Origin of the sequence: Vibrio sp. 10N.222.54.A3 (genome assembly GCF_041474095.1) — a bacterium.
Lineage (GTDB): Bacteria > Pseudomonadota > Gammaproteobacteria > Enterobacterales > Vibrionaceae > Vibrio > Vibrio crassostreae_C.
In genome coordinates this window covers 133,463-144,996 of record NZ_JBFRTN010000042.1, presented here as the reverse complement: position 1 = coordinate 144,996, position 11,534 = coordinate 133,463, and the positions used below count along the sequence as shown (strand labels likewise).

The window sequence follows — 11,534 nt, the reverse complement described above, 5'->3', positions numbered from 1 at the left end:
GTATCTCGTATCTCGTATCGCAGATACAAAAAAGCCTCGCTATAGCTATATAGCGAGGCTTTGGAATTTTTATGCGCCCTTAAAATAGGGAGCGTTAACGTAAGGTCTGAATTACTTCAGCATACCTTCGTTAGCGTTCTCACGAACGTGCTTAAGAATAGACTTAACACCACGTGCGCTTGAAGCAACAACATTACCAGAAGTCATGTAATCAGTACCGCCAGCAAAGTCAGTCATGATAGCACCAGCTTCACGAGCGATTAGATCGCCAGCTGCTAGATCCCATGGCTTAAGGCCAAGTTCTAGGTAACCATCAACACGGCCAGCTGCTAGGTAACATAGGTCAAGAGCAGGAGAACCTGTACGACGGAAATCAGCACAGTCGATGAATAGACCAGAGATGATCTTCATGAAAGATTCAGAGTGTTGTTTTTGCTTGAATGGAAAACCAGTCGCTAGAACAGTACCTTGAAGGTCTTTTAGTTGAGTAACACGCATACGAGCGTTGTTAAGTTGAGCGCCAGCGCCACGTTGAGCTGTGAATAGCTCGTTTAGCATTGGGTCATAAACACAAGCAACTTCTGTACGACCGTTCATGCGAACAGCGATAGATACAGAGAAGTGAGGGAAACCTTTTACAAAGTTGTTGGTGCCATCCAGTGGGTCAACGATCCATTGTACATCAGAGTCTTTACCTTCAGTCAGGCCTTTCTCTTCAGAAATAATGCTGTGCTCTGGGTAAGATGCTTTGATTGTCTCAATGATCATGTACTCAGCTTCTTGAGCAATGTTAGTAACGTAATCGTTGTTACCTTTTAGAGACGATTCGATCTTATCAGTTGTTTCTAGAGATTTAGCAATATGGTTGCCAGCTTTACGCGCAGCGCGTATCGCAATGTTTAGCATTGGATGCATATGGTTTTTCCCACAAGATGTTAAAGAACAATTTAAAGCGGCGGCGAGTATACCAAAGTTTTACCAAAAGGGAAGTGGTTATTTTTTGAACTCTTGGTTTCACATTACGCGAAGGGTCTGACCATTTTACTTTGCTATGTGTTAATATCTCGCGATTATTTTTAAAGTGGTGTCATATAGCATGTTAGACAATGTAAAAGTCGTTCTGGTTGGTACGTCTCATTCGGGAAATATCGGATCAGCAGCTCGCGCAATGAAAGTGATGGGTTTGAGTCAATTAGTTCTTGTAGACCCTCAATGTGAAGTTGACGAGCAGACCTTAGCACTGGCTGCGGGTGCAGGTGACATCGCAGAAAACGCGACCATCGTTTCTACATTAGACGAAGCCGTAAAAGACTGTGGTTTGGTGGTTGGTTCGAGTGCACGTTCACGTACGCTTGAATGGCCAATGCTTGAGCCTCGTGAGTGTGGACAAAAATTTGCGATTGAAGGTCAAAAGCACCCAGTCGCATTAGTGTTCGGCCGTGAACGTACTGGCTTGACTAACGATGAGCTTCAGAAGTGCCACTTCCATGTATGTATCCCAGCTAACCCTGAATACAGCTCGCTAAACCTAGCAATGGCAGTGCAGACTCTGAGCTACGAAGTGCGTGTAGCTCACCTTGATATGGTCGCTAGCCAATATCAGCCACAGCAACAAGATGAGTACCCTCGTCACGAAGAACTAGAAATGTTCTATGAGCACCTTGAAAAAGTGATCATTGATACCCAATTTATCTCTAAGGATAAGCCAGGTCAGGTGATGAATAAACTACGTCGTCTGTTCAGTCGAGCTCGTCCAGAGTTGCAAGAGATCAACACTCTACGCGGCATTTTGACTTCAATTGAGAAGAGCAAAAACGACAAATAAAAACCACACAAACTCTAAGGGTTAATACTTGACTAAAATAGTCAGCTAAATACTTGACCAATTTAGTCAGGTATGGGAAGATTCCAACCACATAAACAATGTGGATTCGGTGTGATATGAAACTTACATCTAAAGGAAGATATGCGGTAACAGCTATGCTAGATGTAGCACTGCATTCGCAAAAAAGCCCAGTTCCTCTGGCTGATATTTCAGAGCGACAGGGCATCTCATTATCTTACTTAGAACAGCTATTTTCTAAGTTACGTAAAGCTGGCTTAGTTGCTAGTGTTCGTGGTCCTGGCGGTGGTTACCGTTTAGGTGCTGAAGCGAGCGACATCGCTGTCGGAACTGTAATTGCTGCAGTAGACGAATCAGTTGATGCAACTAAGTGTCACGGTCGAGCAGATTGCCAAGGTGGTAGTCGTTGTTTAACTCACACTCTTTGGCGTGATTTAAGCTCCCGAATCAGCAGCTTCTTAAATGACATTACGCTCGGTGAGCTAATGAAAGATAACGAAGTTTTAGAGATTTCTGATCGTCAAGATATCGATCTTGCGGTTAATAATGGTTTTGCACATAAAAATACGAGCACTACAACGATTAGTGCAGCACCTCACGGTGTTAATGCCCGCTCTTAGCGGTCAGTTTTTACATTGGAGTAGAAAATGAAACTGCCTATTTACTTTGACTATTCAGCTACATGCCCAGTCGATCCACGTGTTGCTGAAAAAATGGTTCAGTGCATGACGATGGACGGTAACTTCGGTAACCCTGCATCTCGTTCACACCGTTACGGCTGGCAGGCAGAAGAATCAGTAGATAATGCTCGTGAGCAAATTGCCGATCTACTAAATGCAGACCCACGTGAGATTGTTTTCACGTCAGGTGCTACAGAGTCAGATAACCTTGCCATCAAAGGTGCAGCGCACTTTTACGAGAAGAAAGGTAAGCACGTAATCACGTGCAAAACAGAACACAAAGCGGTTCTTGATCCATGTCGCCAACTAGAGCGTGAAGGTTTTGAGGTGACATACCTTGAGCCAGAAGCTAACGGCATCATCGATCTAGACAAGCTACAAGCTGCAATGCGTGAAGATACTGTTCTAGTTTCTATCATGCACGTAAACAACGAGATTGGTGTAATCCAAGATATCTCTGCAATCGGCGAATTATGTCGTTCACGCAAGATCATCTTCCACGTTGATGCGGCACAGTCTGCGGGTAAAATCCCACTAGACGTAAAAGAGATGAAAGTTGACCTTATCTCTATGTCTGCACACAAAGCATACGGCCCTAAAGGCATCGGCGCTTTGTACGTTCGTCGTAAGCCACGTATTCGCCTAGAAGCGCAAATGCACGGTGGCGGTCATGAACGTGGTTTCCGTTCTGGTACTCTTGCTACTCACCAAATCGTGGGTATGGGCGAAGCTTTTGCCATCGCTAAACAAGACATGCAGAAAGATTACGATCACGCACTAGCACTTCGTGAGCGCCTATTGAAAGGTGTTCAAGATCTAGAAGCGGTAACCGTAAACGGCGACCTAGACCAACGTGTACCACACAACCTAAACGTGAGCTTCGCTTTCGTTGAAGGTGAGTCTCTGCTTATGTCTCTAAAAGACCTAGCGGTATCATCAGGTTCTGCATGTACATCAGCAAGCCTAGAACCTTCATACGTTTTACGCGCTCTTGGCTTAAACGATGAACTGGCACACAGCTCAGTACGTTTCTCATTCGGCCGTTTCACAACGGAAGAAGAAATCGACTACGCGATTGCACAAATTCGTGTAGCGGTAAACAAATTACGCGACATGTCTCCTCTATGGGATATGTATAAAGAAGGGATTGATTTGAACACTGTTGAGTGGGCTCATCACTAATCTCACGGAAATAGAGGATTCGAGGTAACTATCATGGCATATAGCGAAAAAGTAATTGATCACTACGAAAACCCACGTAACGTAGGTTCGTTTGATAAAGAAGACCCAAGTGTAGGTAGCGGCATGGTTGGCGCACCAGCTTGTGGTGACGTAATGAAACTTCAAATCAAGGTAACGCCAGAAGGCATTATCGAAGATGCAAAATTCAAAACTTACGGCTGCGGTAGCGCAATCGCGTCTAGCTCACTAGTAACTGAGTGGGTTAAAGGTAAAAGTATTGATGAAGCGGCTGCTATCAAAAACTCTGAAATCGCAGAAGAGCTAGAGTTGCCACCAGTGAAAGTTCACTGTTCAATTCTTGCTGAAGATGCAATCAAAGCAGCAGTTGCGGATTACAAAAAGAAGCGTTAATCGTTTCATTAAGTAATCACAAAAAATAAGCAATATTTGGGAGCATCCTTTGTGCTCCCCCTGAGTTCTCAATTTATATAAAACACAAGGTTGTAGTATGGCCATCACCATGACAGATACGGCAGCAAGCCGAGTTCAAGCTTTCCTAGATAACCGAGGTAAAGGTATCGGGTTGCGCTTAGCGGTAAAAACTACTGGCTGTTCGGGTATGGCGTATGTACTGGAATTCGTTGACGAGCTTAACGAAGAAGACGAAGTGTTTGAGCATTCAGGTGTTAAGGTCATCATTGATCCAAAGAGCCTAGTTTACCTAGACGGTACTGAGCTTGATTACGTAAAAGAAGGCCTAAACGAAGGTTTTGAATTCAACAACCCTAACGCGAAAGGCGAATGTGGTTGTGGTGAGAGCTTCAACGTATAAACGCTTCAATCGTTGAGCGTTTATAGTGACCGAAGAATAAAATTAGGCTCTGATTGAAGAGCCTAAACTTAGGACCACCGTTACATGAATCATTTCGAATTATTTGGGCTACCACTTCAGTTTCAACTGGATGGTAGCCTTCTTTCTTCTCAGTTTAGAGATCTGCAACGCCAATTCCACCCTGATAAATTTGCCACAGCTTCTGAGCGTGATCGCCTATTAGCCGTGCAAAAAGCTGCGCAAATCAATGATGCGTATCAGGTATTGAAGAATCCAATCAGCCGAGCTGAATACCTGTTAGTGCAACATGGTGAGGATATTCGTGGTGAGCAGCAGACTCTGCAAGATCCTATGTTCCTGATGGAGCAAATGGAATTGCGCGAAGAGCTTGAAGAGATCGCCGACAGTTCTGATCCTGAAGATGCTTTGTTTGCATTTGAAGGAAAGGTTAGCAAAATGTATAAACAACAATTAAGCGCTATCCAACAAGAACTAGACAGTGAGGCTTGGTTAGAAGCTGCAGACCGAGTAAGAAAGCTTAAGTTTATTGCAAAATTAAAGAATGAAATCGAGTTAGTTGAAGATCGTCTGATCGGCTAGTTCGTATAACAAGGACACATCCATGGCACTACTTCAGATTGCAGAACCAGGGCAAAGCGCCGCTCCTCACCAGCACAAGCTTGCTGTGGGTATTGATTTAGGTACAACAAACTCATTGGTTGCGGCAGTGCGCAGTGGTGAGGCGAGCACACTGGTTGATCAACAAGGTCGCAGTATTCTTCCTTCCGTTGTTCACTATACGTCAGAGTCGTACACGACTGGTGATGAAGCTCGTGCAAATGCACAGACTGATCCTAAAAATACCATTATCTCAGTTAAGCGACTAATCGGTCGTTCACTGTCAGATATTCAACAGCGATACCCATCTCTGCCATATCAATTTGAAGAAAGTGATAATGGTTTGCCTGTGATTCGCACTGAGCAAGGTAACAAGAACCCAATTCAAGTATCTGCAGACATTCTGCGAGCGCTAGGTCAACGTGCTGAGTCAACACTCGGTGGTGAGCTTTCTGGTGCTGTTATTACCGTTCCTGCTTACTTTGATGATGCACAGCGTGCTGGTACGAAAGACGCAGCGCAACTTGCTGGTCTTCACGTGTTACGTCTTCTTAATGAACCGACTGCCGCTGCGATTGCTTACGGCTTGGATTCTGGTAAAGAAGGAGTAATTGCTGTTTATGACTTAGGTGGTGGTACGTTTGATATCTCTATCCTACGCCTATCGAAAGGTGTCTTCGAAGTTTTAGCAACAGGTGGTGACTCTGCATTAGGCGGCGACGACTTTGACCATTTAGTTGCGGATCATTTCCAAGAACAAATGGGCTTATCAGAGCTAACAGCAGAACAGAATCGTATTCTTCTAGACGCCGCAACAGAAGCGAAGATTGGCTTATCTGAAGCGGAAAGCGTTGATGTTGACGTACTCGATTGGTCTGGTTCATTAACTCGTGAAGAGTTTGAAGAGATCATCAAACCGCTCGTTAAGAAAACACTGCTTTCATGCCGTCGCGCACTAAAAGATGCGGAAGTAGACGCGGATGAAGTACTAGAAGTTGTGATGGTCGGCGGTTCAACTCGCACATTACTTGTACGTGAAATGGTCGGTGACTTCTTTGGTCGTACGCCACTAACCAGCATTAACCCTGATGAAGTTGTTGCGATTGGTGCATCAATTCAAGCGGATATCTTAGTCGGTAATAAGCCTGACTCAGAAATGCTACTACTGGACGTTATCCCACTTTCCTTAGGTATCGAAACTATGGGTGGCTTGGTCGAAAAGATCATCCCTCGTAACACCACGATCCCAGTTGCTCGCGCACAAGAATTTACCACGTTCAAAGACGGTCAAACTGCAATGACAGTACACACCGTGCAAGGCGAGCGTGAGATGGTTGACGACTGCCGTTCACTGGCTCGATTTGCTTTGAAAGGCATCCCGCCGATGACTGCAGGTGCTGCTCATATTCGTGTTACTTACCAAGTGGATGCTGATGGCCTGCTATCGGTTACCGCAATGGAGAAGAGCACTGGCGTTCAAGCTGAAATCCAAGTTAAGCCTTCTTACGGTCTAAGCGACAACGAAGTGGCTAGCATGCTGAAAGATTCGATGACGTTTGCAAAAGAAGACATGCAAGCGCGTGCTCTTGCTGAGCAACGCGTAGAAGCGGATCGCGTTATCGAAGGCCTTATCGCTGCAATGCAAGCCGACGGTGACGAGCTACTTGATGAGCAAGGCAAACAACAACTTGTTCAAGCGATTGAAGCACTGATTGAAGTGCGTAATGGCGACAACGCTGATGCTATTGAACTAGAAATTAAGAATACCGACAAAGCGAGCCAAGACTTTGCTTCTAGTCGTATGGATAAATCAATTCGTGCTGCACTGTCAGGTCAGTCAGTCGATAATATTTAATAGTTAGAGAATAGATAAACATGCCAAAGATTATTGTTTTACCTCACGAAGATCTATGTCCAGAAGGCGCTGTTTTAGAAGCAAAAACTGGTGAGACGGTTCTTGATGTTGCACTGAAGGCCGGTATTGGTATTGAACACGCATGTGAGAAATCGTGCGCATGTACAACATGTCACGTTGTGATTCGTGAAGGTTTTGATTCTTTAGAGGAGAGTGATGATCTAGAAGACGACATGCTAGATAAAGCATGGGGCTTAGAGATGGAATCTCGCTTGGGTTGCCAAGCTAAAGTGGCTGATACGGATCTTGTTGTAGAGATTCCAAAGTACACGTTGAACCTGGCTTCTGAAGACCATTAAGAACCTGTTTTCAGTCATGGCTAATACAGCGATGACTGAGAGAGTTATTGCTTAGACAAACATACTAAGAAAACTGGCCTAGAATATAGATCATAAAGGTGACAGAGCGTCGCTAATAAATATAAGGAAGTGTTATGAGCTTGAAGTGGATTGATTCGCGAGACATCGCAATTGAGCTATGTGATTTGTACCCTGATACTGATCCTAAAACGGTACGTTTTACCGATCTGCATCAATGGGTGCTAGACCTTGAAGAGTTTGATGACGAGCCTAACCACTCGAATGAGAAAATCTTAGAGGCTATTATTTTGTGCTGGATGGATGAGATGGATTAATCCTCTTATCTGATGATTTGGTCGCGGGTTGGCATCAGTCCAATATAAAACGCAGCCAAGTTAACAATTCTTACTAAAAAAAGCGGACCTTATGGTCCGTTTTTTTATCAAAATGACATTTTCCTCCTACATAATGCTAACATCAGTGCGCTAATAAAAAATAATCAGAATCACACACTCACAGTGGTTCATGACAAGGAGAAATCATGTCTACACAGATGTCAGTATTTTTAAGTCAAGAAGCTGCCCAGCCTCAGTGGGGAGCAAGAGCTATTTTATCGTTCTCAGAAGCGGGAGCGACAATTCACATTGGTGAAGGACACGATCTAGGCGCAGTTCAACGTGCGGGTCGTACGCTTGACGGACAAGGTATCGCATTCGTTTCACTTCGTGGTGAAGGTTGGGATCTAGAAAGCGTTTGGGCTTTCTACCAAGGCTACCGTGGACCAAAGAAAAAGAATGCATTGGAATGGGATGCACTTTCAGAAGCCGATCAAACTGAGCTTGAAGCTCGTATTCGCGCAACTGACTGGACGCGTGACATTATCAATAAAACCGCTGAAGAAGTGGCACCTCGTCAACTTGCGACAATGGCTGCAGAATACATCAAGTCAGTGGCGCCAGCGGGCACTGTTAAAGCGAAGATCGTTAAAGACAAGGATCTACTAACCGAAGGTTGGGAAGGCATCTACGCGGTCGGCCGTGGCTCTGAGCGTACATCAGCAATGCTGCAACTGGACTTCAACCCAACAGGCGATGAAAACGCACCTGTATTTGCCTGTTTAGTCGGTAAAGGTATTACGTTCGATTCGGGCGGTTACAGTATCAAGCCAGGCCAATTCATGACAGCGATGAAAGCTGACATGGGTGGCGCAGCAACGATTACTGGTGGTTTAGGTCTTGCGATTGAACGCGGTCTTAACAAGCGCATCAAGCTTATTCTATGTTGCGCAGAGAACATGATCTCTGGTCGCGCATTGAAGCTTGGCGATATCATTACCTACAAAAACGGTAAAACAGTTGAGATTATGAACACTGATGCGGAAGGTCGCTTAGTGCTAGCTGATGGCCTGATGTACGCAAGTGCACAAAGCCCTGAGCTGATCATCGACTGTGCAACGCTAACAGGCGCGGCTAAAAACGCATTAGGTAACGACTACCACGCACTATTAAGCTTCGATGATGAGTTGTCTCACCAAGCGCTAACAGCGGCAAACCAAGAGAAAGAAGGCTTATGGCCACTGCCTCTTGCTGATTTCCACCGTGGTATGTTGCCTTCAAACTTTGCTGATCTTTCAAACATCAGCACAGGCGATTACACACCGGGTGCAAGTACAGCAGCGGCATTCCTTTCTTACTTTGTAGATGATTACAAAAAAGGTTGGATTCATATGGATTGCGCGGGTACTTACCGTAAGTCAGCAAGTGACAAGTGGGCGGCAGGCGCAACGGGTATGGGCGTTCGCACACTGGCTCGTCTTCTTATCGACCAAGCAAAATAATAATAAGGGTGAGCGGTATTTTGTGCCGCTCATTCATAAAGCTCAGATCGAAAGATCTCAGTAATTTCAGTATTTAATAACAAAAAAATGAAGTGAAGGAATCCCTATGGCTCTAGAAAGAACGTTCTCAATTGTTAAGCCGGATGCAGTTAAGCGTAACCTTGTTGGTGAAATCTACCACCGTATCGAAAAAGCAGGCCTAGAAATTATTGCTGCTAAAATGGTTCGTCTTACTGAAGAGCAAGCGAGTGGCTTCTACGCTGAACATGAAGGCAAAGAGTTCTTCCCAGCTCTTAAAGAGTTTATGACTTCTGGTCCTATCATGGTTCAAGTGCTTGAAGGCGAAAACGCTATCGCTCGTTACCGTGAACTTATGGGTAAAACAAACCCAGAAGAAGCGGCATGCGGTACTATCCGTGCTGACTACGCAATCAGCATGCGTTACAACTCAGTTCACGGCAGCGACAGCCCTGAGTCTGCAGCTCGCGAAATCGAATTCTTCTTCCCAGAATCTGAAATTTGCCCACGCCCAGCTCAATAATCGGCACTGCAAATTATTCTAAAGGCTTCACCTCGGTGAGGCCTTTTTTGTAAGTGGATTTTACGCTCTCGATAATCAATTTAGTCGTCATTCTCGAAAGCGACGAAGGAGCGTAATCGGGAATCTGTTTTTGTTATTGGAGATTCCAGATACTTCGTTCCTCAGTTCTGGAATGACGGGGAACTTTGGAGCAACCATCTCGTGGTAAATATTATCGAGCAATTTGTGATTATTTACGTCATTCCCGAAAGCGACGAAGGAGTGTAATCGGGAATCTTTGTTTAAATTGGGTAATCTCAGGCCGATAAATACAATTGTTCAAATTTTAATCGCTTAAGTTTGAATGTCTTAATAAACACAGGGTTTTACAATGCTTGTTGAAGTTGCGTAAAGCCTGTACAATTCGCGCCCTTAATTATTGTTCCGTCATTGAGAGGCATCATGACCACAGCTAAAGTCAATCTACTCGATTTTGATCGTAAAGGTCTTCGTAAATTTTTCACAGAAGAACTGAATGAGAAAGCGTTTCGAGCAGAGCAAGTGATGAAGTGGATTTATCACTTCGGTGTCGATGACTTCGAACAAATGAATAACATCAACAAAAAGTTACGTGAGAAACTTCAACGTCGCTGTGAGATTGTTGCACCTGTTGTTTCTGAAGCTCAACACTCTTCAGATGGCACAATTAAATGGGCGATGAGCGTTGGCGACCAAGACGTTGAAACGGTATACATCCCAGATGGTGACCGTGCGACGCTATGTGTATCTTCACAGGTTGGTTGTGCACTTGAATGTAAGTTCTGTTCTACAGCTCAACAAGGCTTCAACCGTAACCTAAAAGTTTCAGAGATTGTTGGCCAAATCTGGCGCGCATCTCGCGAAATCGGCCTAGAAAAAGAAACCGGTCGTCGTCCAATTACTAACGTTGTAATGATGGGTATGGGTGAGCCTCTATTGAACATGAAGAACCTAATGCCATCATTAGAAATCATGCTTGATGATCTAGGTTTCGCACTGTCTAAGCGTCGTGTAACCGTATCAACTTCTGGTGTTGTTTCTGGCCTTGACCAAATGACAGACAACATCGATGTCGCATTGGCTATTTCTCTACATGCGCCAAACGATGCACTACGTAGCCAAATCATGCCGATCAACGACCGTTGGGATATCCAAGACTTCCTAGCATCTGTTCGTCGTTACATTGCATCTTCAAATGCTAACCGCGGTAAAGTAACGGTTGAGTACGTGTTATTGGATCATGTGAATGATGATATGGACCACGCACGTGAACTTGCTGAGCTAATGAAAGAGACGCCTTGTAAGATCAACTTGATTCCATTCAACCCTTACCCGGGGTCGCCTTATAAGAAGCCAAGCAACTCTCGTATTGATCGCTTCCAAAAAACGCTGATGGAATACAACTACACAGTAACCGTTCGTAAGACTCGTGGTGATGATATTGATGCCGCGTGTGGTCAGTTAGTCGGTGATGTGATTGATAGAACCAAGCGTACTAAAATGCTTAAAGCAGCCTCTGAAGCGAACTTGATTGCCGGTGGTGTGATTGAAGTAAAAGCGGTATAAAACGCGATTAGAACCTAAACAAGCCAGAAGTCTTACTTCTGGCTTGTTGCTTTTCTGGGGTGCAGTTTTTGATTTTTTGGACTTCTTGCCCACGCTTTCTTACATTTTTCGTCAAATTTTGGACAAAACCATGAGCTGACGGTAAATTTTGTTTAAAGTGTTTTTGCCTTGTAATGGCATTAGCTTATGATTAACTAATCTTA

13 protein-coding genes are annotated in these 11,534 nt (G+C 44.5%); 12 read left to right on the top strand and 1 reads right to left on the bottom strand.

Going from position 1 to position 11,534, the window contains the following annotated elements; genetic code table 11:
• Positions 1–111: 111 nt before the first annotated feature.
• Positions 112–915, bottom strand: coding sequence for an inositol-1-monophosphatase (gene suhB / locus AB4507_RS10560; protein ID WP_017062836.1), 804 nt, complete (start codon positions 913–915; stop codon positions 112–114).
• Between the two features lie 181 nt (positions 916–1,096).
• Here suhB and trmJ point away from each other — a divergent pair, with 181 nt between their 5' ends.
• From trmJ to AB4507_RS10500, 12 genes are all read left to right on the top strand, one after another.
• Positions 1,097–1,825, top strand: a complete 729-nt coding sequence (trmJ, locus tag AB4507_RS10555; RefSeq protein WP_017062835.1) for a tRNA (cytosine(32)/uridine(32)-2'-O)-methyltransferase TrmJ — start codon at positions 1,097–1,099, stop codon at positions 1,823–1,825.
• A gap of 116 nt (positions 1,826–1,941) precedes the next feature.
• The gene (gene iscR, locus AB4507_RS10550; protein WP_010440512.1) at positions 1,942–2,463 is read left to right on the top strand and encodes a Fe-S cluster assembly transcriptional regulator IscR; all 522 of its coding nucleotides are present in this window, start codon (positions 1,942–1,944) and stop codon (positions 2,461–2,463) included.
• A 27-nt stretch (positions 2,464–2,490) separates the two neighbouring features.
• On the top strand, positions 2,491–3,705 hold the full coding sequence (locus tag AB4507_RS10545; protein WP_050644450.1) for an IscS subfamily cysteine desulfurase: 1,215 nt from the start codon (positions 2,491–2,493) through the stop codon (positions 3,703–3,705).
• A 33-nt stretch (positions 3,706–3,738) separates the two neighbouring features.
• The gene (gene iscU, locus AB4507_RS10540) at positions 3,739–4,116 is read left to right on the top strand and encodes a Fe-S cluster assembly scaffold IscU (protein WP_004740340.1); all 378 of its coding nucleotides are present in this window, start codon (positions 3,739–3,741) and stop codon (positions 4,114–4,116) included.
• A 97-nt stretch (positions 4,117–4,213) separates the two neighbouring features.
• On the top strand, positions 4,214–4,537 hold the full coding sequence (gene iscA / locus AB4507_RS10535) for an iron-sulfur cluster assembly protein IscA (RefSeq protein WP_010440519.1): 324 nt from the start codon (positions 4,214–4,216) through the stop codon (positions 4,535–4,537).
• An 84-nt stretch (positions 4,538–4,621) separates the two neighbouring features.
• A complete protein-coding gene (gene hscB / locus AB4507_RS10530) occupies positions 4,622–5,137 on the top strand; it encodes a co-chaperone HscB (RefSeq protein WP_059021423.1) in 516 nt (171 codons plus the stop codon).
• Positions 5,138–5,159: 22 nt separating this feature from the next.
• On the top strand, positions 5,160–7,010 hold the full coding sequence (gene hscA, locus AB4507_RS10525; protein ID WP_372182625.1) for a Fe-S protein assembly chaperone HscA: 1,851 nt from the start codon (positions 5,160–5,162) through the stop codon (positions 7,008–7,010).
• A 20-nt stretch (positions 7,011–7,030) separates the two neighbouring features.
• The gene (gene fdx / locus AB4507_RS10520; RefSeq protein ID WP_010440525.1) at positions 7,031–7,369 is read left to right on the top strand and encodes an ISC system 2Fe-2S type ferredoxin; all 339 of its coding nucleotides are present in this window, start codon (positions 7,031–7,033) and stop codon (positions 7,367–7,369) included.
• Between the two features lie 134 nt (positions 7,370–7,503).
• A complete protein-coding gene (iscX, locus tag AB4507_RS10515) occupies positions 7,504–7,704 on the top strand; it encodes a Fe-S cluster assembly protein IscX (protein ID WP_004740335.1) in 201 nt (66 codons plus the stop codon).
• Between the two features lie 206 nt (positions 7,705–7,910).
• Positions 7,911–9,206, top strand: a complete 1,296-nt coding sequence (gene pepB / locus AB4507_RS10510) for an aminopeptidase PepB (RefSeq protein ID WP_017062517.1) — start codon at positions 7,911–7,913, stop codon at positions 9,204–9,206.
• Between the two features lie 106 nt (positions 9,207–9,312).
• Positions 9,313–9,747, top strand: a complete 435-nt coding sequence (ndk, locus tag AB4507_RS10505; RefSeq protein ID WP_016797173.1) for a nucleoside-diphosphate kinase — start codon at positions 9,313–9,315, stop codon at positions 9,745–9,747.
• A 441-nt stretch (positions 9,748–10,188) separates the two neighbouring features.
• Positions 10,189–11,331 carry a bifunctional tRNA (adenosine(37)-C2)-methyltransferase TrmG/ribosomal RNA large subunit methyltransferase RlmN gene (locus AB4507_RS10500; protein WP_017062516.1) on the top strand — a complete coding sequence of 381 codons (1,143 nt, stop codon included), beginning with the start codon at positions 10,189–10,191 and terminating at the stop codon, positions 11,329–11,331.
• Positions 11,332–11,534 lie beyond the last annotated feature (203 nt).

Coding starts and splice junctions, on each gene's coding strand:
- iscA (WP_010440519.1), top strand. CDS start 4,214: ATGGCCATCACCATGACAGATACGGCAGCAAGCCGAGTTCAAGCTTTC.
- AB4507_RS10500 (WP_017062516.1), top strand. CDS start 10,189: ATGACCACAGCTAAAGTCAATCTACTCGATTTTGATCGTAAAGGTCTT.
- hscA (WP_372182625.1), top strand. CDS start 5,160: ATGGCACTACTTCAGATTGCAGAACCAGGGCAAAGCGCCGCTCCTCAC.
- pepB (WP_017062517.1), top strand. CDS start 7,911: ATGTCTACACAGATGTCAGTATTTTTAAGTCAAGAAGCTGCCCAGCCT.
- iscU (WP_004740340.1), top strand. CDS start 3,739: ATGGCATATAGCGAAAAAGTAATTGATCACTACGAAAACCCACGTAAC.
- suhB (WP_017062836.1), bottom strand. CDS start 915: ATGCATCCAATGCTAAACATTGCGATACGCGCTGCGCGTAAAGCTGGC.
- fdx (WP_010440525.1), top strand. CDS start 7,031: ATGCCAAAGATTATTGTTTTACCTCACGAAGATCTATGTCCAGAAGGC.
- trmJ (WP_017062835.1), top strand. CDS start 1,097: ATGTTAGACAATGTAAAAGTCGTTCTGGTTGGTACGTCTCATTCGGGA.
- ndk (WP_016797173.1), top strand. CDS start 9,313: ATGGCTCTAGAAAGAACGTTCTCAATTGTTAAGCCGGATGCAGTTAAG.
- iscX (WP_004740335.1), top strand. CDS start 7,504: ATGAGCTTGAAGTGGATTGATTCGCGAGACATCGCAATTGAGCTATGT.
- AB4507_RS10545 (WP_050644450.1), top strand. CDS start 2,491: ATGAAACTGCCTATTTACTTTGACTATTCAGCTACATGCCCAGTCGAT.
- hscB (WP_059021423.1), top strand. CDS start 4,622: ATGAATCATTTCGAATTATTTGGGCTACCACTTCAGTTTCAACTGGAT.
- iscR (WP_010440512.1), top strand. CDS start 1,942: ATGAAACTTACATCTAAAGGAAGATATGCGGTAACAGCTATGCTAGAT.